The organism is Aeromicrobium sp. CF4.19 (assembly GCF_051262555.1).
Lineage (GTDB): Bacteria > Actinomycetota > Actinomycetes > Propionibacteriales > Nocardioidaceae > Aeromicrobium.
Genome location: NZ_JBIMEU010000003.1, coordinates 241,368 through 264,938, shown reverse-complemented (window position 1 = coordinate 264,938; position 23,571 = coordinate 241,368). Strand labels below are relative to the sequence as shown.

Sequence of the window (23,571 nt, the reverse complement as noted above, 5' to 3'; positions counted from 1 at the left end):
GCGATGATCGGACGATGACGACCGACCACCGGCCCGCCCTCGGTGACCTCAGCGCCGCCGCGCTCGTCTTCGGCTCGTCGGCCGCGGTCCTGGTGGTGGAGCTCGTCGCCCTGCGGCTGCTCGCCCCCTACCTCGGCCTGACGCTCGAGACGAGCACCACCGTCATCGGCATCGCCCTCGCGGCGATCGCCCTCGGCTCGTGGGCCGGCGGGCAGGCAGCGGACCGCATCGACCCGCGTCGCGCCATCGGCCCGCTGCTGGCGGTCTCCGGCGTCGCCACGGCGGCGACGCCGTTCGTGGTCCGCAGCGCAGGGAGCGTCGACGCGCAAGGCGGTCTCCTGCTCCTCGTGGCCGCGGTGATGATCCTCGTCCCCGGTGCACTGCTCTCGGCCGTGACCCCGATGGTCACCAAGCTGGTGCTGACCGACCTCGGCCAGACCGGGACGATCGTCGGCCGCCTGTCCGGCATCGGCACCGTCGGGGCCATCGTCGGCACGGTGGTCACCGGCTTCGTGCTGATCTCGGTCGTGCGGGTCAGCACGATCCTGGTGGGGCTGGGCATCGCGCTCGTCGCGGCGGCGGTCGTCGTCGAGGTGCGGGTCCGTGGCTGGCGCTTCGGGATCCTGCCGGGCGTGCTCGTCCTCGGTGGGGGGCTCACGGCGGCCGTCGCGCCGGGTGGCTGCGACGTCGAGACCACGTACCACTGCGCCTCGGTGGTGCCGGACCCCGATCGGCCCGAGGGCCGGACGCTCGTGCTGGACGGTCTGCGGCACTCCTACGTCGACCTCGCCGACCCCACCACGCTGGAGTTCGAGTACGTCCGTGCGATCGCGGCCACCATCGACGTGCGCCACCCCGGCGAGGAGGCCGTCGACGCCTACCACCTCGGCGGAGGCGGCCTCACCCTGCCGCGCTACCTGCGGGACCAGCGGCCCGGGAGCACCAGCGTGGTCTCCGAGATCGACGCCGGCGTGCTGCAGGTCGACCGCGACGCGCTGGGGCTGCGGACCGGGGATGACCTCGAGGTGCGGGTCGAGGACGGTCGGCTGGGGCTGGACAGGCTCCCGGACGGCGAGCGGGACGTGGTGGTCGGCGACGCCTTCGGTGGGGTCAGCGTCCCGTGGCACCTCACGACGCGTGAGGCGCTCGAGCAGGTGCACCGCGTGCTGCGGCCCGGGGGCACCTACGTCGCGAACCTCATCGACTACGGCGACCTCGGCTTCGCTCGCGCCCAGCTGCGCACGATGGTGACCGTCTTCGACCACGTGGCGCTGCTCGGGACGACGCAGACGCACGAGCGTGCCGACGGCGCCGGCGGCAACCTCGTCGCCGTCGCGTCCGACGAGCCGCTCGATGCCGCTGCCCTCGGCGCTGCCCTGCAGGACCGGGAGGTCGCCTGGGAGGCACGCTCCGGCGAGTCCCTGCAGGCGTGGATGGGTGACGCGGACGTCCTCACCGACGACCACGCCCCGGTCGACCAGCTCCTCACGCCCTCGCCGCCGCGCTACTGACGTCCGGGGTGCGCGCTCACCGAGGCCGTGGCACGGTCGAAGGGACAGCATCGGACGACCCGAGGAGCACGATCATGACCATCGCGCCCGACGAACCGACCATCGAGCCGAGCATCGTCCCGGACGACCCCAACGACGTCCCCGAGGTCCCGGGAAGCCCGAGCATCCCCGAGCCCGAGACCGAGCCGGAACCAGCATGAGTGGGTTCGAGCCGCAGGAGCAGCAGCCGCCCGGCTCGACCGACGCCATGCGCCCGCGGCCCGACCACGGCGAGGACAGCTACGTCGGCCACGACCGGCTCGCCGGGATGCGCACCCTGGTCACCGGTGGCGACTCCGGCATCGGCCGGGCCGTGGCCATCGCCTACGCCCGAGAGGGTGCCGACGTCGCGTTCACGTACCAGGCCGAGGAGAGCGCGGACGCCGACGAGACCGTCGCGCTCGTCGAGCAGGCGGGGCGCCGGGCGATCGCCATGGAGGTGGACCTGCGGGAGCGGTCGGAGTGCGACCGCGTCGTGGCCGAGACGGTCCAGACCTTGGGCGGACTCGACGTCCTCGTGAACAACGCGGGCTACCAGATGGCGCGGGAGGCCGGCATCGAGCAGCTGACGGACGAGAACATCGACCGCACGCTCAAGACCAACCTGTACGCGACGATCTGGATGACGCGCGCGGCCGTGCCGCACCTGCGGGAGCGGCCCGGGTCGATCATCAACAACACGTCCATCCAGGCCTTCGAGCCGTCGGTCGCCCTGTTGGACTATGCCGCCACCAAGGCGGCGCTGAACAACCTCACCGTCAACCTGGCCGCCGAGCTCGGCGCGGACGGCATCCGTGTCAACGCCGTCGCTCCCGGGCCGATCTGGACCCCGTTGCAGCCCGCGACCCAGGAGGGGGACCACCTGGCCGGCTTCGGCGAGGACACCCCGTTGGGCCGCGCCGGCCAGCCGTCCGAGGTCGCGCCGGCGTTCGTCTTCCTGGCGAGCGACGCCGAGGCCGGCTACGTGTCCGGGACGGTGCTCGGGGTCACCGGTGGAAAGCCCATCTTCTGAGGAGGACCAGATGCCTGCAGGAAAGAACGATGCCGACGACGACCCGTCGCTGAAGAAGCCGGACATGTACGAGTCGTTGCGTGAGGACGGCGCGTCGAAGGAGAAGGCCGCGCGCATCTCCAACGCTGCCGCCCGTGATGGCGAGAGGACGGTGGGGAGCCGTGGCGGCGAGTCCGGGTCCTACGAGGACTGGACGGTCGAGGAGCTGAAGGACCGGGCCAAGGAGCTGGACCTGCAGGGGTACTCGGACGCGACCAAGGACGAGCTCATCGAGATGCTGCGCAACCACTGACGGTCCCCCTGGGCGGTGGGTCGCTCGTGCTACCCGCTGCCCGGCGGTGGACAGGTCGCGGAATGACCCGTCGTTCCACGAGTCATCCACCGCCGATGGCCCAGTAGGACTAGCCACTCACCGCCCACGCTCGGGGAGGAGCCGGGCGATGGTCGCAGGTGGGTGGCGAGGTCCTCAGGATGGCCGCGTGGACGGGGTGCCGACCGCTATCCTCTGCCCGTGGGCGACTGGCAGGCCGATGTCCTCGGCGACGGGTACGAGCAGCAGACGATCGACCTCGGTGACGACCCCGACGACGAGGGCGAGATCGTTGCGACGATCGTGCGCCGCGCGTGGACGGGCGCGAAGGCGCCGGAGCGGGCCGTGCTGTACGTCCATGGGTTCAGCGACTACTTCTTCCAGCGTGAGCTGGCCGAGTTCTACGCCGACCGTGGCTTCGCCTTCTATGCCCTCGACCTGCGCAAGTGCGGGAGGTCGCGCCGCGCGGACCAGACGGCGCACTACGTCTCCGACCTCGCCCTCTACGACGCTGAGCTCGACCGGGCCCTCGCGATCGTCCGGCAGGAGTGCGACGACGCCCCCGTCCTGCTGTCGGCCCACTCCACGGGCGGCTTGGTGCTGCCGCTGTGGCTGCACCGGATGAACGAGCAGGACGGCGGCTCGCAGGGAGCAGGAGTGTCCGGCCTGGTGCTGAACAGCCCGTGGTTCGACCTGCAGGGCCAGGCGTGGATGCGCAGCGTCGGCACGCAGGTGATCGGAGCCGTCGCCCGGGTCCGGCCCCTGCGGGTCCTCGACCTCCCGCCCACCGACGCCTACGGCACCAGCCTGTCCGCGACCGGGCGTGGCGAGTGGGAGTACGAGCTGGACTGGAAGCCGCTCGCGGGGTTCCCCGTCACGCTCGGCTGGCTCACGGCGGTGCGCGCCGGCCACGCGCGCCTGCACCGGGGCCTGGACATCGGCGTCCCCTCGCTGGTCCTGCGCTCGGACAAGTCCCACCTGTCCCGCACCTGGAAGGACCGTACCGACGTCTCCGACGCCGTTCTCGACGTCAAGCAGATCGCCCGCTGGTCGGGGTGCCTGGGCGACGCCGTGTGGTCGATCCCGATCCCCGACGCCCGGCACGACGTCTTCCTCTCGCTCGATGGGCCCCGGAAGCTCGCCTACGAGACCGTCGACGCCTGGCTGCGCTTCCACGACCTGACCGGTTGACGCGGACCACGACGTCCCTAGGTTGGGCTCGTGCACTCCCTCCACCTCGCCCGGGTCACTCCGGCAGCCGGCGCGGCCGCGCTCGTCCGCGCTCCGGCGAGCCGGGTCGACGGCCTGCGCCACGCCGAGTGCCTGGCCGGCATGCGCCTGGGCGCACCGGTCGTCTCTCCGGGGCGTCTGCAGCTGGGACACCTGGCGGTGTTCTGCGCGTGGGACGACGAGGCGGCGCTCGATGCCTTCCTGGCTCGCGACCCGCTCGGCCGCCAGCTCTCCGGAGGGTGGCACGTCCGGCTGGCGTTCCAGCGTCGTTGGGGCCGGGTGAACGAGCTGGGCGACCTGCCGGAGGTGGCCGAGCGATCCGACCCCGAGGCGCCCGCCGTGGCCTTCACCCTCGCGCGGCTGCGGTGGCGCGAGGTGCCCCGCTTCATCCGGTGGGGCCGGCCCGTGGAGCGGCTCGTGCGCGACGACCCGGCCACGACGCTCGCCCTGGCCGGGATGCGCCCGCCGCACACGGTGGCGACGATGTCGATCTGGCGGACGACGCAGAACATGACCGACATGGTCTTCGGGCGCAGCGGTGCCGACGCTCCGCGGCGCCACGCGGACGCGATGGCCGAGCGAGACCGCCGCGACTTCCACCACGAGTTCACGACCCTGCGGTTCCGGCCGGTCGCCGAGCACGGCAGCTGGGAGGGGCGCACGGGCATCGTCCCCCGCTGACGACCGCCGGCTCGCCGTCGCCGGACTGCGGGCGCACCCCTGCGGTGCCACGCTGGGACCGTGTCCGAGCCGCTGCCGATGTTCCCGCTCGGGACGGTGCTGTTCCCGGCCATGCCACTGGCCCTGCGGATCTTCGAGCCGCGCTACGTCGCGATGCTCACGGAGGTCCTGCAGGGTGACGTGCCCGAGCTCGGCGTCGTGCTCATCGAGCGTGGCCTGGAGTCCGGCGGCGGCGACCAGCGGTTCAGCACGGGCACCATGGCTCGGGTGGTGCAGGTGGAGCCCCAGGACGGGGTCATCGGCCTCGTGGCGGTCGGGACGCGGCGCGTGGAGGTGACGCGGTGGCTTCCTGAGGACCCCTACCCGCGGGCGGAGGTGGAGGACCTCGAGCTGCTCGCCTGGGACGACTCGCTGGAGGGGCTGCTCACCGAGACGGAGGCCGTCGTCCGCGCAGAGGTCGCGGCGCGGGGGGATGGTCCCGGGGCCTGGCCGGCGGACGTCGAGCTCTCGGCCGAGACGGTCGCCTCGGCGTGGCAGCTGGCGGCCATGGCGCCGTTGGGCCCGCTCGACCAGCTCGGCCTGCTTCGCTCCGCCAGCCTGGAGGAGCTCCTGACGTCGGTGCTGCGGGCCACGACCGAGGCGGCCGAGGTCCGACAGGCCTGGGGCACGGGCCGCGACGGCCTCTGAGAAGGGCGCAGCGTTCCAGGTCCGACCCTCACGAACTTGCGAGAAAAGCCCCCAACGGCGCCACATTCGGCGAGTATGTGAACGGCGGTCCTGGACACTATCGATGCCCAGGACCGCCGCCTCTGCCCCGTCAACGGGAGTAGACGAGGCAGAGCCACGATCAGCGCCGAGGGTGCAACAGAAGGCGCTGCCGTGCTCAGTGGGAGAGTCTGCCAGATTGTGGCACGTGCTGCAGGCGGCCCCAGGCAGCGTCGGTCCTCTCGGCGGACTCCTGGGTCGTGCAGCCATGTGGGACCTCGCGCATCCGTGTGGTCGAGCGGCGCCGATGGGCCTTGTCCCTCCCGGTCGATAGTCTCTGGGTGTGGATGCCCCCCTCGCGCTGTACCGCCGATACCGGCCGGAGACCTTCACCGAGGTCATCGGGCAGGACCACGTCACCGAGCCCCTGCGCCACGCGCTCGGGGGCAACAAGGTGCACCACGCCTATCTCTTCTCCGGCCCGCGCGGCTGCGGCAAGACCACCAGCGCTCGCATCCTGGCCCGCACCCTCAACTGCGAGCAGGCCCCCGTGGCCGACCCGTGCGGTCAGTGCCAGAGCTGTCGCGACCTCGCTCGCGGGGGCCCGGGCAGCGTCGACGTCATCGAGATCGACGCCGCCAGCCACGGCGGCGTCGACGACGCCCGAGACCTGCGGGAGCGGGCGTTCTTCGCCCCGGTCAGCAGCCGCTACAAGGTGTACATCATCGACGAGGCCCACATGGTCTCCCCGCAGGGCTTCAACGCGCTGCTCAAGCTCGTCGAGGAGCCGCCGCCGCACCTGAAGTTCATCTTCGCCACGACCGAGCCGGACAAGGTCATCGGGACCATCCGGTCGCGGACGCACCACTACCCGTTCCGCCTCGTCCCGCCCAAGACCCTGGGCGACTACCTGCTGCAGCTGTGCGAGGCGGAGGGCGTGCAGCTCGAGCCGACGGCCCTCCCGCTCGTGGTGCGCGCCGGCGCCGGGTCGGTGCGGGACACCCTCAGCGTCCTGGACCAGCTGCTCGGCGGCGCCGGACCGTCCGGAGTCACCTACGAGCTCGCCGTCCAGCTGCTGGGATACACCCCCGACAGCCTGCTCGACGAGGCCATCGACGCCTTCGCGGCGTCCGACGGCTCCACCGTCTTCCACGTCGTGGACAAGGTCATCGAGTCCGGGCAGGACCCGCGGCGCTTCGCCGAGGACCTCCTGCAGCGCCTGCGCGACCTCGTCGTCCTCACGGCGGTCCCCGACGCCCTGACCACGGGTCTGCTGGAGGTGCCCGGTGACCGGGCCGAGCGGCTCCAGCAGCAGGCCTCCGGCTTCGGTCCCTCCGAGCTGACCCGCGCCGCGGACCTCGTCAACGACGCCCTGATGGAGTTCCGCGGCGCCACGGCGCCCCGGCTGCTGCTGGAGCTCATGTGCGCGAGGATCCTCGTGCCCTCGGCCGATCACAGCGCGCGTGGCTTCGCCTCCCGGTTGGACCGCATCGAACGCCGGCTCTCCATGGGCGGGCCGGCCCCCGCGGCTCCGGAGCCGGCGGCGGGGTCGGCCGAGCCGGAGCGATCGGCACAGCCGCCCATCGACGCACCGGTGGTCGCCCAGCCTGCTGCCGAGCCGGACCCCGGTCCTCCCTGGGAGACCGAGCCTGCGACTGGACGCGCCCCGGCTCGCCCCCATGCCGAGCCGGCCGCCCCGCAGCCAGAGGCCCCGCCCGTCGAGTCGCCCGCGTTCGTGCCCCCCGAGGCCTCGGAGCCTGAGCACGCCGACCCTGCCCCCAGCGCCCCCGGGCAGACGTTCGCCGAGCCCGGGTCGGCCCAGGAGGAGGACCGGCCTCGCGCCACCACTCCCGATGCCACCGCGGCGACGCAGGCGCCTCCTGCCGCTGGGACACCGGCAGCCGAGGCACCGGCGGCCGACCCCGGAGCCCTCGGCATCGCCGACGTGCGACGACTGTGGCCGCAGGTGCTCGACGTCGTGAAGGACCTGCGTCGGTTCACGTGGATCATGCTGAGCCAGAACGCCCAGGTCGTCGGTCTGGAGAACGGCACGCTGACGATCGCCCTCGTCAACGCCGGCGCCCGGGACTCCTTCGTCGGTAGTGGGTCAGCCGACTACGTGCAGAAGGCGCTGCACGAGGTCCTCGGTGTCACCTGGCGCATCGACGCGATCGTCGACCCCTCCGTCGACCCGCGCGGGTCGGTGGCGCAGCAGGAGTCTGCCGCGCGTCCCCCCGCCGCCACCAGGACCGAGTCCGGCGGGCCGGCCCAGCAGGGCACGACGGCGGCCGCGCCGGAGTCCCCCGAGCCCTCTCGGGGGGTCAACGCCCCCGATGCCGTCAGGGAAGCCATGACGGGCCCGGCGCCGGACCGGGTCGACCCCGATGCCGCCGTGGACCTCGACGACCCGGTCGTCGATGCCGGCGCCGATCCCGAGCAGCTGCTCAGCCGCGAGCTCGGGGCGCGCGTGATCGATGAGATCGACCACGACTGACGTCCGCCGCCGGCGGCTGGACCTCGATGCCGCGCCGCTCGACGTCCTGCGCCGGTTCCGGGGCAGGAACCGTCTCGTCGGCCTGGTCGGTGCCTGGCACCACGGGGAGGCGCTGATCGCCTTCGATCCCGTGGCAGTGGCCGATGACCCGTTCGACCTGCCGGTCCCCGCCACGGCGGACCACGGCTTCGGGGGTGGGTGGATCGGCGTCTGGAGCCACCGCCTGGGGCGGCGGCTCGAGCAGGTCCCCGAACCCGCTGTCCGTCCCGTCCCGCAGCCGGACCACCGCATCGCCTTCTACGACCGCGTCGTGCGGCGAACCGGCGGCGTGTGGTGGTTGGAGACGCTGTGCCGCGATGGTCTGGGTCGTGACGACGACGAGGACGTGCTCGCGGCGCTTGCCGCATCGGGGGATCCACAGCCGCACGCCGTGGGCACGTTCGAGATGACGCCCGGGCCAGAAGGCCACCGCGCCGCGGTGGGTCGCGCCTTGGAGCACGTCGCGGCCGGGGACATCTTTCAGGTCAACCTCTGCGCGCGGCTCGAGGCGCCCTTCATGGGGGACCCGTTGGACCTGTTCTGCGCCGGCGTCGAGGCGCTGTCGCCCGCCTACGCGGCCTTCGTCGACGCCCCCGAGGGCGCGGTGGCGAGCCTGTCGCCGGAGCTGTTCCTGCGGCGCACCGGCACCGAGGTGCTGACGTCGCCCATCAAGGGCACGGCACCGTTGTCGAGCGACCCCGGCGAGCTCGTCGCCTCGGCCAAGGATCGCGCCGAGAACGTCATGATCGTCGACCTGATGCGCAACGACCTCGGCCGCGTCTGCGCCCCCGGCAGCGTGCGGGTCCCCTCGCTCGCGCGGCTCGAGAGACATGCCGTGTGGCACCTCGTCTCCGACGTCGTCGGCCACCTGGAGCCCGGCGTCCGCGACGGGGACCTGCTGGCCGCCACCTTCCCGCCGGGATCGGTCACCGGTGCACCCAAGGTGCGGGCGATGCAGGTCGCGGCGGACCTGGAGCCGACGGCCCGCGAGACCTACACCGGGGCGATCGGGCACGCGAGCGTGGGCGCGGGGCTCGAGCTCAACGTCGCGATCCGGACCTTCGAGGTCGCGCAGGGCCGGGTGTGGCTCGGGGTCGGCGGGGGCATCGTGGCCGACTCGTCGCCGCAGGCCGAGTACGTCGAGTGCCTGGTGAAGGCCCGGCCGCTCATCGACGCCGTCGGTGGGACGCTTGCTGGGGACGTCGAGCCCACGGCCTCCGTCGAGACGGAGCAGGCCGCCGTCGCGGTGGCGACGGCGAGTCACGTCGACGTCGCCCTGGGCATCTACGACACGCTGCTGGTACGACACGGGCGTCCGATCGACGTCGAGGCGCACGTGGCCAGGCTCGACGCGAGCGTCCGCGCCATCTATGGCGAGACGGTGCGCGCCGGCCTGGAGGATGCGCTGTTTCGCCGCGCCGCCGCGCTGCGTGGGCTCCACCGCCTTCGCATCGACGCCGTGCCGGGACCGGACGGCGTGCGCATCTCCATCCGCACGAGCCCCCTGGGCCAGACGCCGCAGTCCTGGGCGCTCGCACCAGTGGTGGTGCCGGGCGGCCAGGGCCCGCACAAGTGGGTCGATCGTCGCGCGATGGAGCGCGAGGACGGTCGCGACGTGCTGGTCATCGATGTCGACGGGACGGTGCTGGAGACCGGGCGGGCGAACGTCTTCGTCGTTCACGACGACGGGGTGCACACTCCTGCGCTGGACGGGCGCATCCTGCCCGGCACCGGACGGACTGCCGTCGTCGATCGCCTGTTGGCCGAGGGTGTTCCAGTGCTGCAGCACCGGCTCACGCTCTCCGACCTCGTCGATGCGTCGGAGGTCTTCGCCGTCAACGCACTGCGCGGCGTCGTGCCGGTCAGCTCGATCGACGGCGTCGGCACCTGGCCGGCCCCCGGCCCCCTGACCGCCCGCCTGTCCAGCAGAGCCTTTGAGTGGGACGTTTCGGCCCAGTTTCGACGCTGTTCGGGGCCAGAACGTCACACTCAGCGGGCGGGGGCGCGGGTGCTCTTCGTGGACAACTACGACTCCTTCGTCTTCAACCTCGTGCAGTACGTCCGCGAGCTCGGGGCGACGGCGCAGGTGCTGCGCAACGACGAGATCGACGCCGACGCCCTCGTGGCCCTGTGCGCCGACGAGGCCGTCAGCCATGTCGTGCTCTCACCGGGCCCGGGCACCCCGGCCGACGCCGGGGTGTGCGTGGAGGCGGTCCGACGGCTCGGCCCCACTACGCCGCTGCTGGGCGTGTGCCTGGGCCACCAGGCCATCGCGGAGGCCTACGGGGCCGCGGTGGTCCGAGCCGACGACGTCGTCCACGGCAAGCCGTCACTGGTCCACCACGACGGGCTCGGTGTGCACACCGGCCTGCCCAGCCCCCTGGTCGTGGGCCGCTACCACTCGCTCGTCGTCGACGAGGCCACGCTGCCACCGGAGCTCGTCGTCACCAGCCGGACCGCCGGTGGGGTCGTGATGGGCCTGCGACACACCACCCACCCGGTCGAGGGCGTCCAGTGGCACCCCGAGTCGATCCTCGCCAGCCGGGGTCACGACGTCCTCGCGACCTTCCTCGGCACCGATCACTGGACATAGCGAGCGACCACTCGCTATGTTGGGCACCTCTGTGAGAGAGGTCACGCCCATGGATGCTCCGGACGATCTGGACCTGGTGGTGCGAGGCGGCACCTGCTTCGACGGCACGGGTGCGCCGGGCGTGCGCGCCGACGTGGGAGTGCGTGACGGGCACGTCGTGGCCGTCGCCCCCGACCTGCCGATCGGCCCCGGCTGCCGCGTCGTCGAGGCGGAGGGCCGCTGGGTCCTCCCGGGGTTCGTCGACGCCCACACGCACTACGACGCCGAGCTGCAGGTGGCACCCGGGCTCGGGGAGTCCGTGCGGCACGGCGTGACCACGGTCCTGGTGGGCAACTGCTCGCTCTCCTCGGTCTACTCCACGCCCCTGGACGTCGCCGACCTGTTCAGCCGGGTCGAGGCGCTGCCCCGCGCCCACGTCCTCGCCGCTCTCGAGGACGCCAAGACGTGGCGGACGCCCGCCGAGTGGGTCGAGGCGCTCGAGCGGATGCCGCTCGGCCCCAACGTCGCCTCGTTCCTCGGCCACTCCGACGTCCGGGCCAGCGTGATGGGCCTGGGCCGGTCGACGGACCCCGGCCAGTCGGCCACGCGCGGGGAGATGGTCGAGATCGAGCGTCGCCTGGAGGAGGCGCTGGACGCCGGCTTCCTGGGCATCTCCACGATGACGAACCCGTGGGACAAGCTCGACGGCGACCGCTACCGCTCGCGCTCCCTGCCCTCGACCTACGCCAGCTGGAAGGAGTTCCGTCGCATCAGCCGAATCCTGCGCCGTCGCGGTCGCGTCCTCCAGGGCGTCCCGAACCTCAACCGCAAGTACGACGTCGCCTTCTACCTCGCCACCTCGACCGGCCTGTTCCGCAAGCCGCTCACCGTCTCCCTGCTCGCGGCCGCCGACACCAAGGCCGAGCCATGGGTCCAGCACATCTTCGCCCCGCTCGCGTGGCTCGCGAACCGGGTCGGCCGTGGCCGCTTCGTGTGGCAGCACCTGCCCACCACCTTCCGGGTCTGGGCTGACGGCATCGACCTCGTCGTCTTCGAGGAGTTCGGCAGCGGTCGGGAGGCGTTGCACCTGCGCGAGGAGATGGGGCGCAACGAGCTGCTCTCCGACGAGGCCTACCGCCGCTGGTTCCGTCGCGACTTCGACAAGCGCTTCTCCCCGCGCGTCTGGCACCGCGACTTCGACGACGCCGAGATCACCGAGTGTCCTGACGCCTCGCTGGTCGGCCGCCACATCGGCGACGTCGCCCGCGAGCGGGGCCTGCACGCCGTCGACTGCTACCTCGACCTCGTCGTCGAGCACGGCACGAAGCTGCGCTGGAAGACGAACATCGCCAACGCGCGGCCCGAGATCCAGGACAAGATGCTCATCCGGCACGGCATCACGATCGGGTTCTCCGACGCCGGGGCGCACCTGCGGAACATGGCGTTCTACAACTTCGGGGTCCGCATGCTCGAGCGCGTGCACCGCTCGCACCGTGAGGGGCGCCCGATCATGAGCATCGAGCACGCCGTGCACAAGCTCACCGGCGAGCTGGGCGACGTCTACGGCATCGATGCCGGGCACCTGCGTGTCGGCGATCGTGCCGACCTCGTCGTCATCGCCCCCACCGGCCTCGACGCCAGCGTCGACGAGTACCACGAGGCCGTGATGCCGGAGTTCGGCGGCATGAGCCGGATGGTCAACCGCAACGACGCCGCGATCACCGCGACGGTCGTCGGCGGCGAGCCGCTGTGGCTCGACGGCGAGCTCGTGGAGCACTCCGGGAGGAAGGTCGGGCCCGGCCGCTTCCTGCGCGCCGGCGAGCCGACCCCGGCCGCTGCGAGGGCCGCGGCGGTGGCACGCTGAGCATCGTGGCGACGTCCGGGACCGAGGTGGGCCGGGTCCGACGGACCCAGGCCCAGCGGCGGGAGGCGACCGTCGCCGCCCTCGTCGATGCCACGGTGACCTGCCTGGCCGAGCGGGGCTACGCCGGCACCACGACGGCCGAGGTGGGACGGCGCGCGGGGGTCTCCGCCGGTGGTCTGTTTCGGCACTTCCCCTCCCGGCTCGACCTCGTGCTCGCCGCCGCCGACACCGTCCGGGCGCGCCAGTTCGACGACTTCCGGGAAGGCCTCCTGGCGGCGACCGAGGTCACGGTGCAGGAGTGTCTCGTGCTGCTGCGTCGCGCGTGCCGGGCCCCGATGAACGCCGCCTGGTACGAGCTGCTGGTCGCCGCCCGGCACGACGCCGATCTCCGCGACGGCCTGGCGCCGCTGGTCGAGCGGTACCACCGGGAGATCGCGGCGATCGGACGTGAGCTGCCCGTCGCCGCGACGGTGCCCGCGGACGAGCTCGACACCCTGCTGATGAGCGTGGTGCACCTGCTCGATGGCGAGGCCGTCACCGCGGGGGTCCTCTCCCACCCCGAGCAGGAGGACCGCCGCCTGGAGCAGCTCGTCCGGTTCATCGGCGGCCTCGAGGCCTGAGGGGCCAGCGCGCCGGGCCTGCGACTGTGCCCCGGTGCCCTAGGCTGAGCGGGTGTACGACGGCGTCATCCAGGACCTCATCGACGAGCTCGGGCAGCTGCCCGGGATCGGTCCCAAGAGCGCCCAGCGGATCGCGTTCCACCTGCTGGACGCCGACCCCGAGGACGTCAGGCGATTCGCGGCCGTGATGGTCGACGTGAAGTCCAAGGTGCACTTCTGCGCGGTCTGCGGCAACGTCACGGTCGACGAGAAGTGCCGCATCTGCGCGGACCCGCGTCGTGACGACACGGTTCTGTGCGTCGTGGAGGAGAGCAAGGACGTCGTCGCGATCGAGCGGACGCGTGAGTTCCGCGGTCGCTACCACGTGCTCGGCGGTGCGATCAGTCCGATCGCCGGCATCGGCCCGGACCAGCTGCGCATCAAGGAGCTGCTCGGCCGCCTGCAGGACGGCACGGTCACCGAGGTCATCATCGCCACCGACCCGAACCTCGAGGGCGAGGCCACGGCCACCTACCTCATCCGCATGCTCAGCAGCCTCGGCCTGCGGGTCAGCAAGCTGGCCAGCGGCCTGCCGGTGGGTGGCGACCTGGAGTACGCCGACGAGCTGACCCTCGGCCGCGCCTTCGAGGGCCGCACCTCCATCGCCGGCTGACGACGGCCACCTCTCCCGACTCGTCGGTCCACGCCCGTCGACGAGCGCTCGGGCGGTGCCGCGACGCGGCCGCGGATACCATCGGGAGATGGAGCTCGAGCTGCGGCACCTGAGGGTCGTCTCGACCATCGCGGAGGCCGGCAGCGTCACCAAGGCGGCTGCCGAGCTGGGCGTCGCGCAGCCCGCCCTCACCGCGCAGCTCAGCCGCATCGAGCGCACCCTCGGCGGACCGCTGTTCGAGCGCGACCATCGCGGCGTCCGTCCCACGGCCCTCGGCGAGCTGGTCATCGGGCGAGCCCGGATGCTGCTGCCCGCCATGTCGGGGCTGATGGACGACGCCACGAGGCTCAGTGACACCGAGCGAGGCCGGGACGCACCCGAGCACCTGTCCATCGGCGCCTCGACGTCCTCGATCCTCGCCCCCCTGATCCAGCGGCTCTCCCAGTGGCGTGAGGAGCTGAAGGTCTCCACGATGGCCTCCTGGTCGGCCGACGAGGTCACCGGCCAGCTCGCCGACGGCCGGCTGGACTTCGGTGTCATCGGTGTCTGCGCAGGGGCGGGCACGCCGAGCGAGGCGGGCCTGACGTGGCGAACGTTCTCCGTCGACCCGGTCTTCGTCCTGCTCCCGCAGGGGCATCCGCTCGCCGATCGTGACGAGGTCTCCCTGCGCGAGCTCGGCGACGCCGAGTGGGCGGCCACGCCCGGCGACGGCTGCTTCCAGGAGTGCTTCGCAGCCGCGTGCGCCCGCGAAGGATTCACGCCCCGCAGCCTGTACGTCGCCGACGCTGCGAGCTGCGTCGACCTGGTGGGCTCCGGCACCGCCGTCGCGCTCTGCCAGGCCAACCGGGTGCTGCCGGGTCTGGTGACGGTCCCGCTCGCCGGGGTCCCGCTGCGGTGGAACCACGTGATCGGCTGGCGGTCGGACTCCGCGGCCGCCGAGCACGCCGGTGCGGTGCTCGGCACGGTGAAGCGCGCCCACCGCGACCTCGTCGAGCGCAGCTCGGTGTACTCCGCGTGGTTGCCGCGCCATCGCGGCTTCGGCGTCCAGCAGGATCCGGGCATCACCCCCGCGGTATGACCGTTCCGGTATGCCCGTCGCCGCTCCCCGACGCAGTAGCGTCGGGCCAACCCCTCGGGGGGGCTGCGGGGGTGAACCCACCCCCGGAACAGTGCGGGAGACGGCGCCGGTCCCGATCGTGACGTCGTCCTCGCGGGTTGGTGCCAGCTCGGTGAACCCCAGCCGGCACCACGACGAAGGAGATCACAGTGGCCACACGAAAGCTCAACGTCTTTGGGTCGGTGGCGGCGGTTGCCGTCATCGCCACCCTCGCCGGCCAGCAGGCCAGCGCAGCGCCGGCACCGGACGCCACGCCACCTGCGGACAGCATGCACACCGCGATGCAACGCGACCTCGGGCTGTCCTCGTCCGAGGCCAAGGACCGCGTCGCCGACGAGAAGCAGGCCGCGGCAGCCGATGAGTCACTGCGGTCCGCGCTCGGCGCCGACCACGCCGGGTCCTGGTACGACGAGAAGGCCGGCACGCTCGTGGTCGCGGTGACCGATCGCGCCGCAGCCGAGCAGGTCCGGGCCGAGGGCGCCGAGGCCCAGCAGGTCGAGCGCTCCGACGACGACCTGGAGGGCTACGTCGAGAAGCTCGACGCCGCCAAGGCCGAGGCGCCGGACAGCGTCGCGAGCTGGTTCGCGGACGTCGAGTCCAGCTCGGTGGTCGTCTCCACGCGAGGCGAGGCGGCAGCAGAGGACTTCGTGGCCGATGCGGGCGTGCCGGCCGAGGCCGTCACGATCGAGCGCTCCGCCGAGATGCCGCAGCCGCTCGCCCAGGGCGGCGACGCCTACTACATCGGCGGTGGCCGCTGCTCGATCGGCTTCGCGGTCAACGGTGGGTTCATCACTGCCGGGCACTGCGGCACGACGGGCACCAGCACGACGTCCCCGTCGGGCCGCTTCGCCGGCTCGAGCTTCCCCGGCAACGACTACGCCTACGTCACGACGTCGGCCTCCATCACCGGGTCGGTCAACAACTACTCCGGTGGCAGCGTCGCCGTCCGCGGCTCCAGTGACGCCCCGATCGGGTCGTCGATCTGCCGCTCCGGATCCACCACCGGCTGGCAGTGCGGGACGATCCAGGCCCGCGGTGCCACGGTCAACTACGCCGAGGGGTCCGTCACCGGCCTGATCCGCACGAGCGCGTGCGCCGAGCCGGGAGACTCGGGCGGCTCGGCCCTCTCGGGCAACCAAGCCCAGGGCGTCACCTCCGGGGGCTCCGGCAATTGCAGCGTCGGCGGCACGACGTACTTCCAGCCGGTCAACGAGATCCTCAGTGCCTACGGGCTCACGCTGAAGACCTCCTGACAAGGCACTGCCCGCCCACGTGGCGCGGACCCGATGGCGCGAGCCGTGGGGTCCGCGCCACGTGCCGTTGCCCAGGTGGCGTGATCTCGAGGTCCCACGACGGGAACGACGGTCGAGGCCGCCGGAACGGGGCCGGTACGATGTCCGGGTGGCCGGCCAACGATGCCCGAGCCACCGCCTCAATCCTCCCGCACCACCAAGGACATCGTCGTGGGCATTGTCGTCCAGAAGTACGGGGGCTCCTCCGTCGCCGACGCCACGAGCGTCAAGCGGGTCGCCCAGCGCATCGTCGCGACCAAGAAGGCCGGCCACGACGTCGTCGTGGTCGTCTCGGCCATGGGCGACACCACCGACGAGCTGATCGACCTCGCCAACGAGATCTCTCCGCTGCCGCCGGCTCGCGAGCTCGACATGCTGCTCACCGCCGGCGAACGGATCAGCATGGCCGTGCTCGCGATGGCGATCGGCAACCTCGGCCAGGAGGCCCGCTCCTTCACCGGCTCGCAGGCCGGCGTCATCACCGACTCAGAGCACGGGCGGGCCAAGATCATCGACGTCACGCCGGGACGGATCGAGAAGGCTCTCCAGGAGGGCGCGGTGGCGATCGTCGCCGGCTTCCAGGGCGTCTCCCAGACCACCAAGGACATCACGACGCTCGGTCGCGGCGGCTCCGACACCACGGCCGTGGCCCTCGCGGCCGCGCTGCACGCCGACGTCTGCGAGATCTACACCGACGTCGACGGCATCTTCACCGCCGACCCCCGCATCGTCTCCAACGCCCGCCAGATCCCGCGCATCTCCTATGAGGAGACGCTGGAGATGGCGGCCAACGGAGCCAAGATCCTGCACCTGCGGTGCGTCGAGTACGCCCGTCGCAACGCCATGCCCATCCACGTCCGCTCGTCGTTCTCGGACAAGACGGGCACCTGGGTCGTCTCCTCGGAGGCCGCCCGGACGGTCGGCACCAAGCCGGCCAGGGATGCAGGACCAGGCTCGAACAGTGAGGAAACCTCGATGGAGCAAGCCATCATCTCCGGAGTCGCGCACGATCGCAGCGAGGCCAAGATCACCGTGGTCGGCGTGCCCGACAAGGTGGGCGAGGCGGCCTCGATCCTGCGTGCGCTGGGCGACGCGCAGATCAACATCGACATGATCGTGCAGAACGTCTCGGCGGCCACCACGGCGCTCACCGACATCTCCTTCACGCTGCCGCGGGCCGACGGCCAGACCGCCATGACGGCGCTGGCGCGGCTCAAGGACAGCGTGGGCTTCGAGCGGCTGCAGTACGACGACAGCGTGGGCAAGGTGTCCATCGTCGGCGCCGGCATGCGCTCCTCACCGGGCATCACCGCGACGTTCTTCGAGTCCCTGGCCGCGGCGGGCGTCAACATCGAGATGATCTCCACCTCCGAGATCCGGATCTCCGTCGTCGTGGCCGAGAGCCAGGTCGACGCAGCGGTGAACGCCGCCCACGCGGCGTTCGACCTCGGCACTGACGAGGTCCAGGCCGTCGTCTACGGCGGGACCGGACGATGACCAGCATCGGCATCGTCGGCGCAACCGGCCAGGTCGGGGCCGCTATGCGGTCCATCCTGGTGGAGCGGAGCTTCCCGGCGGACGAGGTGAGGCTGTTCGCCTCGGCCCGCTCGGCCGGCCGGACCGTGCCCTTCGGCGACCGGGAGATCCTCATCGAGGACGCCACGACCGCCGACCCGACGGGCCTGGACATCGCCCTGTTCTCGGCCGGAGCCTCCACCTCCCGCGCCCTGGCGCAGAAGTTCGTCGACGCCGGCGTCACCGTCATCGACAACTCCTCGGCCTTCCGCAAGGACCCGTCCATCCCGCTCGTGGTGAGCGAGGTGAACCCCGAGGCCATCCCAGCAGGCGACGGCCCGGGTGGCCGCGGCATCATCGCCAACCCCAACTGCACCACGATGGCCGCCATGCCCGTGCTCAAGCCGCTGCACGACGAGGCCGGGCTGGTCCGCCTGGTGGTCAGCACCTACCAGGCGGTCTCCGGGTCGGGCCTCGCCGGCGTCCGCGAGCTGCACGGGCAGGCCCTGGCGGTCGTCGACAGGGCCGACGAGCTGACCCATGACGGCTCCGCCGTCGAGTTCCCCGAGCCGCAGGCGTACGTCGCACCGATCGCCTTCAACGTGCTGCCGATGGCCGGCAGCGTCGTGGACGACGGCAGCGACGAGACCGACGAGGAGCAGAAGCTCCGCAACGAGTCTCGCAAGATCCTCGGCCTTCCCGACCTCCGGGTCGCCGGGACGTGTGTGCGTGTGCCCGTCTTCACCGGCCACTCGCTGTCGATCCACGCCGAGTTCGAGCGTGACCTCTCACCCGAGCGTGCCCGCGAGGTGCTGGCCGACGCCGTGGGCGTCCAGCTGGCCGACGTCCCGACGCCCCTGCAGGCCGCGGGTGCCGATCCGAGCCTGGTCGGTCGGATCCGGGCCGACCAGAGCGCTCCGGAGGGCAAGGGCCTGGTGCTCTTCGTGACCGGGGACAACCTGCGCAAGGGCGCGGCGCTGAACACCGTCCAGATCGCCGAGCTGCTGGTCTGACGTGCCGGTCGTGGTCCGCCGGCGCGACGACGAGGACGCCGGAGCACTGCTGGCAGCGCTGCAGCCGGTGCACGTGCAGGACGGCTACCCCCTGCACGACGTGCACCTGACGCCTGCCTGGCTGTACGACGGCCTGGACGAGGCATGGGTGGCCGAGCTCGACCACCGCCTCGTGGGTCATGTCGCCCTGGCTCCGGCTGAGGGCTGCTGGCACCTGACCCGCTTCTTCGTGGCGGTCGATGCCCGGGGAACCGGTGCGGGGTCGGCGCTGCTGGCCACCGTCGAGGCCTGGGCCGACGAGCGCGACGTCGAGCTCGCGCTCGACGTCGTGGAGCACAACAGTGATGCCCAGGCGCTCTATGAGCACCGGGGGTGGGAGCGCACCGGCACGGTGACGGCGACCTGGGTGAGTGAGCAGGGCCCGTGGCCACAGGCCTACACCTACCGCCGTCACGTCCGGACCCCCTGAGACCGGCGGGACGTCTCAGGGTCTGCCGAGGGTTCTCACCGACGCGCCGTCTGGTCACCGATCCCTAGCGTCGAGGCATGACACGGGGGACAAGACGGGGACGATGGCTCGCGCCCGTCGTCGTGACGATGCTGCTGGCCGGCACGGGGGCCGCGGCGGCGACCACGCAGGACGAGACGGTCGACTACCTGGCCGAGGTCAGGTCGAGCCTGGCCGTGCCGGGAACGGCGGTCGCCGTCCTCGAGGACGGCGAGCTGCTGCTCGAGGACGTCGAGGGTGCCGACGGCGACGGTCGACCGCTGACTCGGGACACCCCCTTCGTCATCGGTTCCGTGGCCAAGTCGATGACCGCGGCCCTCGTGCTGCAGAGGGTCGAGGCGGGGGACATCGACCTGGACGACCCGATCGGCGACCACCTGCCCTGGCTCGAGCAGGGGGAGCCCACCGTGGAACAGCTGCTGACCCACACCAGTGGCTACGCGACGACCGACGGACTCGCGGTGTCGGAGCGCTCCGACGACGAGCCCGGCGCGGTGCGCCGGGCGGCACAGGATCTCTCGTACTCCGGAACCCGGGGCCAGTACGCCTACAGCTCGGCGAACTACCTGGTGCTGGGGTCCCTCGTGGAGGCGCTCGCGGGGCGGCCGTTCGGCGAGGTCCTCCGGAGCGACCTGCTGGAGCCGCTCGGCATGGATCGGACCTCCGGCCTGGCCGAGGGCGGGGCGAGCCTGCCGCCGGGGCACCAGTGGTGGTTCGGGCGGCCGCGCTCCCACGAGGTCGGGACCGACGAGTCCGGCGCGCCGTACGGCTACGTCGTCTCGACCCTCGCGGACCTGGAGACTTATGCGGCGGCCCAGGCGGGTGGACGACCCGACCTGCTGGATCCCGCGATGCTGGAGATGCTGCACCGCCCGCGGGTCCGCTCCAGTGACGACCACTACGGCTTCGGCTGGCGGATCTCCGGCGAGGGCGAGGAGCAGCTGGTCCACCACACCGGCGCGACCCCAGGCTTCTTCGCGCACGTCATGGTCCGCCCTGCAGACGGCCGGTCCGTCGTCGTGCTGGCCGACGCCTACGGCGAGGACCGCGCCGCGGCGCTCGCGTCCATCGCTGAGGACGTGCTGACCATCGGCGACGGTGGACGGGCGACGCCGGGCGGGGTGGATCCCTTCCTCGGTGGCGCGCCGTGGGTGCTCGTGGCCCTTGGGCTCGCCGGCCTGGTCGCGGCAGTCGCTGCATGGCGCGCGGCTCGGCGCCGGTGGGTCACCGCCGGAGGTGTGGCGTTGCTCGTCGTCGCGTTGGCTCTCGTGCCCACGCTTCTGGGGACGAGCGTCCCGACCCTCATGACGTGGGCCCCGGACGTGGCCCTCTCGCTCGCCACGGCGGTGGCGGCCTGGGTGACGGTCGGACTGCTCCTGCTCGTGCCACGGCGCCGACCGCCCGGCGTCAGCGCACCAGGTCGGTGAAGACGTCCAGGGCGGACGGATCGGTCAGCGCGCCCCGTGTGGCGGCCTGCTCCGCCGGGACGCCCTGCAGGATCTTCTTGACCGGCACCTCGAGCTTCTTGCCCGACAGGGTGCGCGGCAGCCTGGGCACGACGTGCAGCTCGTCCGGGACGTGACGCGGCGAGAGCCGGGTCCGCAGCTCGCGGGCGACGGTGGCGCGCAGCGCGTCGACATCGGTGTGCTCGTCGGCCAGCACGATGAACAGCAGCAGCGTGCCGGCCCCTGTCCCGTCGGCAGAGCCCCCCGAGCCATCCTGCACAGCGTCCTCCAGGTGGACCACGAGGCTGTCCTGCACCTCCGCCAGGCTCTCGACGACGGCGTAGAACTCGCTCGTGCCCAGCCGTACCCCGCCGCGGTTCAGGGTGGCGTCGCTGCGCCCGGTGATGGTGCTGGTCCCGTGCTCGGTGATCGTGATCCAGTCGCCGTGACGCCAGACGCCCTCGATGTCCTCGAAGTACGCCGCGCGGTAGCGGCTGCCGTCGGTGTCGCCCCAGAAGCCGACCGGCATCGAGGGCATGGGCCGGGTGATGACTAGCTCCCCGAGGGAGCCCACGACGGGACGGCCCTGCTCGTCGAAGGCGTCCACGGCCGAGCCGAGCGTCCGGCAGGAGATCTCGCCCGCGTACACGGGCACGGTGGGGGCGGCGCCGACGAAGGCGGCGCACACGTCGGTGCCGCCGGAGACCGACTGCAGGTGGACGTCGCCGACGGTGTCGTAGACCCAGCGGAAGCCCTCCGCGGGCAGTGGAGCGCCCGTCGAGCCGACGCCGCGCAGCCGCGACAGGTCGGCGAGCTCGCGCGGGACGATGCCTTCCTTGCGGCACTGCAGCAGGAACGGTGCGCTGGTCCCGAAGTAGGTGACGTCGAGGTCCGCGACGTCGCGCCACAGGGCACCGAGGTCGGGGTGGGCCGGGTTGCCGTCCCACAGGACGACGGTGGAGCCCACGAGCAGCCCGGAGACCAGCAGGTTCCACATCATCCAGCCGGTGGTGGAGAACCACAGGAAGACGTCGTCGGGTCCGAAGTCGTGGTGCAGACCGAGCGACTTCAGGTGCTCGACGGTGATGCCGCCGTGGCCGTGCACGATGGGCTTGGGCAGGCCGGTGGTGCCTGAGGAGTACAGGACGTAGAGCGGGTGGGCGAACGGGAGGCGCTCGAACTCCAGCGGCCCGGACTCGGCCAGCAGGTCCGCCCAGGTCACCGCGCCGTCGGGCGGTGGCGCCTCGGGGTCGAGGTACGGCAGCCAGACGAGCGTGCGGACGCTGGGCAGCGCCTGCACGATCCGCGCCACCTCCTCGTGGCGCGAGACGGACTTGGTGCCGTAGCGATAGCCGTCGACCGCGAGCACGAGGACGGGCTCGGTCTGCTGCCAGCGGTCGACGACGCTCTGGACGCCGAACTCCGGTGCGCACGAGCTGAAGATCGCTCCGAGGCTGGCGGAGGCGAGCAGGAGCACCAGGGTCTCGGGGACGTTGGGGGAGTAGGCCGCCACACGGTCGCCCCGCTGCACGCCGTGGCGCACCAGGCCCGCGCGGGCCCGCGCCACGGCGTCGCGCAGCCCGGCGGCCGTGAGGTGGACGTCGTCACGAGACTGGGAGCGGGCGCGCACGACCACGTCGTCGTCGGCGCGCCCCGGCAGCCGCAGCATGGCCTCGGCGTAGTTGAGCCGGGCGTTCGGGAACCAGACCGCACCGGGCATGGAGACGTCGGCCAGGGCAGGTGAAGCCTCCCCGTCGTGCGGGACGTCGAAGTAGCGCCAGAGCGAGCCCCAGAAGGCGTCGAGGTTCTCGATGGACCAGCGCCAGAGCTCCTCATAGGTCCCGTGCGTCGGTGCGCCCGCGGGGGCGGCGTGCTCGGCGAAGTCCAGCAGCCGCGGACGTGCGTCGGGGGCCGGGCGCCACAGGACGTCCGTCACCCCACCTCTCCCGGGTCGTGGGCGGCGAGGTCCGTGAGCAGGTGGGCCACCGCGAAGCAACCGGCCCCGAGAGCAGGCACGAGCAGCCAGGCCCAGGCGCCGGACGCGAGGTCGATGAAGAGCAGCAGGACGACGATCAGGAGCAGGATCACGGCGAGGACCGAGACCGTGCCAGGGTTCTCGACGCCCAAGGCACCCAGCAGCCGCGCGCCGGCCCAGACGGCGAGGACGGCCAGGACGACGACCACCAGCCCGCCCCACAGTCCGCCCCCGGACGTGGTGCCACGCAGCTCGGTGAAGACCAGGCCGGAGATCCACCCGACGACGACGGCGACCAGCCCGAGGAGCAGGCCGACGACGATGGTCGAGCGCACCGGTGGTTGGGGTGGCAGCCGGTAGGTGCGGGCGTCCCAGTAGCGATCGGCCACGAAGTTCTTGCTGCCGGACGTGGCACGCTGCACGAGACCCAGGCTGCCGCCTGCGGCCTGGCCGGCGCGCTGGCCCCACTGCTGGCTGCGCTGGCGGACGGCGCCGAGGTCGACGGCGGGACGGCGAGAGGTTCCGGGCGTCGCGGGCGACTCGGTCCCGGGGGCGCGGGTGGTCGGGGGACCCGGACGCTGGGAGGTGCGAGAGGCCGACGACGACGGTCGTGCGGGGCGCACCACCGTGCGCTTGACGACCTTCTTGACGACGCGCGGCTGCCCCGGCACCGGTGCCTGGGGATCCTCGTCGTTCACTGCCCCAGTGTGTCACAGCACACGAGGCTCGGCGGCCGGTCCGCAGGACGGGCGAGCGGCTCCCGGGGCGACCCGTTCGCGACCGAGCCGGGCGGTGATGGGTCCCGAGTGCCAAGAAGTCGTGAACAAGATCGGCCGAACCTGACCGTGCAGTGAGTCTTTCGGTGCAGGGGTTGTGTGAGGTTCTCACCGACGCAGTGTGGGTGGTGGCGCGAACCAAGGCGCCTCGTCCCGCTCGCGGGACGGTCTGACCGACATCGTCTACGAGAGGTCACCATC

Annotated in this window: 20 protein-coding genes; 18 read left to right on the top strand and 2 right to left on the bottom strand. The window is 72.3% G+C overall.

What is annotated here, in order from left to right; all coding sequences use genetic code 11:
- The first annotated feature begins 14 nt into the window (after window positions 1-14).
- The 18 genes from ACHAAC_RS08965 (at window position 15) to ACHAAC_RS08880 (ending at window position 20,601) form a co-directional block, all read left to right on the top strand.
- Window positions 15-1,511 (top strand): fused MFS/spermidine synthase, encoded by a 1,497-nt coding sequence (locus tag ACHAAC_RS08965; protein WP_435715784.1) that lies wholly within the window; start codon window positions 15-17, stop codon window positions 1,509-1,511.
- A 74-nt stretch (window positions 1,512-1,585) separates the two neighbouring features.
- On the top strand, window positions 1,586-1,711 hold the full coding sequence (locus ACHAAC_RS08960; RefSeq protein WP_435715783.1) for a hypothetical protein: 126 nt from the start codon (window positions 1,586-1,588) through the stop codon (window positions 1,709-1,711).
- Window positions 1,708-2,562 carry an SDR family oxidoreductase gene (locus ACHAAC_RS08955; RefSeq protein WP_435715782.1) on the top strand — a complete coding sequence of 285 codons (855 nt, stop codon included), beginning with the start codon at window positions 1,708-1,710 and terminating at the stop codon, window positions 2,560-2,562. Before ACHAAC_RS08960 ends, ACHAAC_RS08955 begins: the two co-directional genes overlap by 4 nt.
- Before the next feature lie 10 nt (window positions 2,563-2,572).
- A complete protein-coding gene (locus ACHAAC_RS08950) occupies window positions 2,573-2,854 on the top strand; it encodes a DUF7218 family protein (RefSeq protein ID WP_435715781.1) in 282 nt (93 codons plus the stop codon).
- A 219-nt stretch (window positions 2,855-3,073) separates the two neighbouring features.
- Window positions 3,074-4,063, top strand: a complete 990-nt coding sequence (locus ACHAAC_RS08945; RefSeq protein WP_435715780.1) for an alpha/beta hydrolase — start codon at window positions 3,074-3,076, stop codon at window positions 4,061-4,063.
- Window positions 4,064-4,093: 30 nt separating this feature from the next.
- Window positions 4,094-4,783, top strand: a complete 690-nt coding sequence (locus tag ACHAAC_RS08940; protein WP_435715779.1) for a hypothetical protein — start codon at window positions 4,094-4,096, stop codon at window positions 4,781-4,783.
- Window positions 4,784-4,843: 60 nt separating this feature from the next.
- A complete protein-coding gene (locus tag ACHAAC_RS08935) occupies window positions 4,844-5,470 on the top strand; it encodes an LON peptidase substrate-binding domain-containing protein (RefSeq protein ID WP_435715778.1) in 627 nt (208 codons plus the stop codon).
- A gap of 361 nt (window positions 5,471-5,831) precedes the next feature.
- A complete protein-coding gene (locus ACHAAC_RS08930; protein WP_435715777.1) occupies window positions 5,832-7,982 on the top strand; it encodes a DNA polymerase III subunit gamma and tau in 2,151 nt (716 codons plus the stop codon).
- Complete coding sequence (locus ACHAAC_RS08925) at window positions 7,963-10,614, top strand: chorismate-binding protein (RefSeq protein ID WP_435715776.1); 2,652 nt, start codon at window positions 7,963-7,965, stop codon at window positions 10,612-10,614. Before ACHAAC_RS08930 ends, ACHAAC_RS08925 begins: the two co-directional genes overlap by 20 nt.
- A 49-nt stretch (window positions 10,615-10,663) precedes the next feature.
- Window positions 10,664-12,457 (top strand): N-acyl-D-amino-acid deacylase family protein, encoded by a 1,794-nt coding sequence (locus ACHAAC_RS08920; protein ID WP_435715775.1) that lies wholly within the window; start codon window positions 10,664-10,666, stop codon window positions 12,455-12,457.
- A 5-nt stretch (window positions 12,458-12,462) separates the two neighbouring features.
- Window positions 12,463-13,077 (top strand): TetR/AcrR family transcriptional regulator, encoded by a 615-nt coding sequence (locus tag ACHAAC_RS08915; RefSeq protein ID WP_435715774.1) that lies wholly within the window; start codon window positions 12,463-12,465, stop codon window positions 13,075-13,077.
- Window positions 13,078-13,129: 52 nt separating this feature from the next.
- Window positions 13,130-13,729 (top strand): recombination mediator RecR, encoded by a 600-nt coding sequence (gene recR / locus ACHAAC_RS08910; RefSeq protein WP_435715773.1) that lies wholly within the window; start codon window positions 13,130-13,132, stop codon window positions 13,727-13,729.
- An 88-nt stretch (window positions 13,730-13,817) separates the two neighbouring features.
- A complete protein-coding gene (locus tag ACHAAC_RS08905; protein ID WP_435715772.1) occupies window positions 13,818-14,807 on the top strand; it encodes a LysR family transcriptional regulator in 990 nt (329 codons plus the stop codon).
- Window positions 14,808-14,995: 188 nt separating this feature from the next.
- On the top strand, window positions 14,996-16,099 hold the full coding sequence (locus ACHAAC_RS08900) for a S1 family peptidase (RefSeq protein ID WP_435715771.1): 1,104 nt from the start codon (window positions 14,996-14,998) through the stop codon (window positions 16,097-16,099).
- 210 nt (window positions 16,100-16,309) lie between these two features.
- Window positions 16,310-17,635, top strand: a complete 1,326-nt coding sequence (locus tag ACHAAC_RS08895) for an aspartate kinase (protein WP_435715770.1) — start codon at window positions 16,310-16,312, stop codon at window positions 17,633-17,635.
- Entirely contained in the window at window positions 17,632-18,666 is a 1,035-nt protein-coding gene (locus ACHAAC_RS08890) for an aspartate-semialdehyde dehydrogenase (RefSeq protein WP_435715769.1), read from the top strand. Before ACHAAC_RS08895 ends, ACHAAC_RS08890 begins: the two co-directional genes overlap by 4 nt.
- 10 nt (window positions 18,667-18,676) lie before the next feature.
- Entirely contained in the window at window positions 18,677-19,135 is a 459-nt protein-coding gene (locus ACHAAC_RS08885; RefSeq protein ID WP_435715768.1) for a GNAT family N-acetyltransferase, read from the top strand.
- A 77-nt stretch (window positions 19,136-19,212) separates the two neighbouring features.
- A complete protein-coding gene (locus ACHAAC_RS08880; protein ID WP_435715767.1) occupies window positions 19,213-20,601 on the top strand; it encodes a serine hydrolase domain-containing protein in 1,389 nt (462 codons plus the stop codon).
- On the opposite strand, the gene ACHAAC_RS08875 is transcribed toward ACHAAC_RS08880, so the two are convergent.
- Both ACHAAC_RS08875 and ACHAAC_RS08870 read right to left on the bottom strand, forming a co-directional pair.
- Window positions 20,582-22,555 carry an acetoacetate--CoA ligase gene (locus tag ACHAAC_RS08875; protein ID WP_435715766.1) on the bottom strand — a complete coding sequence of 658 codons (1,974 nt, stop codon included), beginning with the start codon at window positions 22,553-22,555 and terminating at the stop codon, window positions 20,582-20,584. The genes ACHAAC_RS08880 and ACHAAC_RS08875 overlap by 20 nt on opposite strands.
- Window positions 22,552-23,292 (bottom strand): hypothetical protein, encoded by a 741-nt coding sequence (locus tag ACHAAC_RS08870; protein WP_435715765.1) that lies wholly within the window; start codon window positions 23,290-23,292, stop codon window positions 22,552-22,554. Before ACHAAC_RS08870 ends, ACHAAC_RS08875 begins: the two co-directional genes overlap by 4 nt.
- Window positions 23,293-23,571: the final 279 nt, after the last annotated feature.